The organism is Photorhabdus viridis (assembly GCF_040256935.1).
Lineage (GTDB): Bacteria > Pseudomonadota > Gammaproteobacteria > Enterobacterales > Enterobacteriaceae > Photorhabdus > Photorhabdus viridis.
On record NZ_JBEJZY010000140.1, the window covers coordinates 1 to 1580 of the forward strand.

Annotated in this window: 3 protein-coding genes; all 3 read right to left on the reverse strand. The window is 38.1% G+C overall.

The genetic code is table 11. The features are described 5' to 3' along the window. Nucleotides 1-160 precede the first annotated feature (160 nt). Nucleotides 161-427 carry a PAAR domain-containing protein gene (locus ABR397_RS22530; protein WP_350307662.1) on the reverse strand — a complete coding sequence of 89 codons (267 nt, stop codon included), beginning with the start codon at nt 425-427 and terminating at the stop codon, nt 161-163. 45 nt (nt 428-472) lie between these two features. Next, on the reverse strand, nt 473-1180 hold the full coding sequence (locus ABR397_RS22535; protein ID WP_350307663.1) for a hypothetical protein: 708 nt from the start codon (nt 1178-1180) through the stop codon (nt 473-475). A gap of 27 nt (nt 1181-1207) precedes the next feature. Next, nucleotides 1208-1580, reverse strand: a 373-nt coding sequence (locus tag ABR397_RS22540) for a Tox-REase-5 domain-containing protein (RefSeq protein WP_350307664.1), incomplete at its 5' end; no start/stop codon positions are given.

The window sequence follows — 1580 nt, forward strand, 5'->3', positions numbered from 1 at the left end:
CTGGCAACATATTCAGCCGCACCCACTGCGACAGGGACCAGTAACGGTATGGGCATATCAACGTCTCCTGTTTATCTTATTTTTTGCAATACAAAGAATATCTTTAAACTGCTGTTTCAGCTCCTGACCGGGAATTCAAATGCTCCGAATTAAATTCACATTAACGGGCAAGAGTGAACTTATGCTGACTGGCAATTAATTTTGCCCCACAAGCGGTTTGCATTCCTTCAAGCGCAATCGATTTTCCTTTATATTTTAAAAAGTCAGCCCCCTGAACAATAGGAAAAACCCCTTTGCATTGAGGGCACTCCACCAAATCTTCTTTACCTGCTATAGGAATACCATTGTAAGTATAGTCATCAATAGCGGTAATCACCTTACCGCCATGATCTGTTGTATCACCCAGCAGAATAACTGCTTTTGACATTAACATTCTCCACCGTTTTTCGATTGGTAAATAACATCATCCCCATCATACTTCTGTAATTAATGGCAATAATCCCAGGTTCAACAACTGAATTTCAACATCATTGGATTTATCAATATCGTCCTGATTTCTTCCATCAAAAATGCCTTTTTTGGTGACAATCAGAGTACCTATCTGTTCATTATTTTGATGGACAGGAAGTACATCTTCCACCATAGGCAGATAAGATTTATCAATAATGCAAGGCTGGTAAAGCATCCAGCCAACACTGAGGCGATCAGGGAAAACCTGTTTATCCCGTAATGTATATTCGTTGGTTTCGACCTGAATATAAGGGAGATCACGGCTGGTCACTAGGTATTTGACAAATTCAATTAACCGTGAAATATCAAGTTGACTGCTGTCAATTTTTAGGTTCAGTTCTAATCTGACCCAATTAGGGCCTTTTGTTGACAATTTATTATAACTAACACTACTAGATAACTCATCCTTTTCACCATCCCATATACCTTCAATAAGCGAAGGAAAATCTTTTTTATAAGATTTTTCAAAATAACTTACTGCTCCCTTTGTTGGTCCCTGTTCATCAAACACAATATGTTTTAATGCCTCTTTCCGAGAATATCCTTTTAAAAACCATGTCTTTTTCTTCCTAAAAAATATATCGATTTGCTGTGTAATATGAAACAAATCCATCAACGCCGTATTAGTGGTAATAGTTTTCTGCTGTTCATAACGCACATTGATTTCCATACGAATTATTGCCATGTTAACCTCAGATTAAAATAAATTGTCGCAAGGGGTATAATGAACACTGATATTTTTATGCTCGCTAAACTGTACCTTAAAATAAGCATAACTAATTGGTTGTAAAAAATGCCATTCTACATAAGGTGTACCTTCTAGGACATCACAGACTTTTTGATGCCTTTCTGCCTGTTTTTTGCCTGATTCGCCACCTTTCCACCAACTTTTGGGTTTGCCTTCACTATTAAAAAACTGGTCATACCGCGCTTTAGCCTCCAGAAATAAGCAATACGCTGGTCGCCAGCCATCAAAGGTCACTTTCAGGCACTGAAATTCCTGGATCATCTGTATAGTCGGATCATATTTCGTTTGGGCAATAAATCGCTGATAGTTAATCGTGATGGCG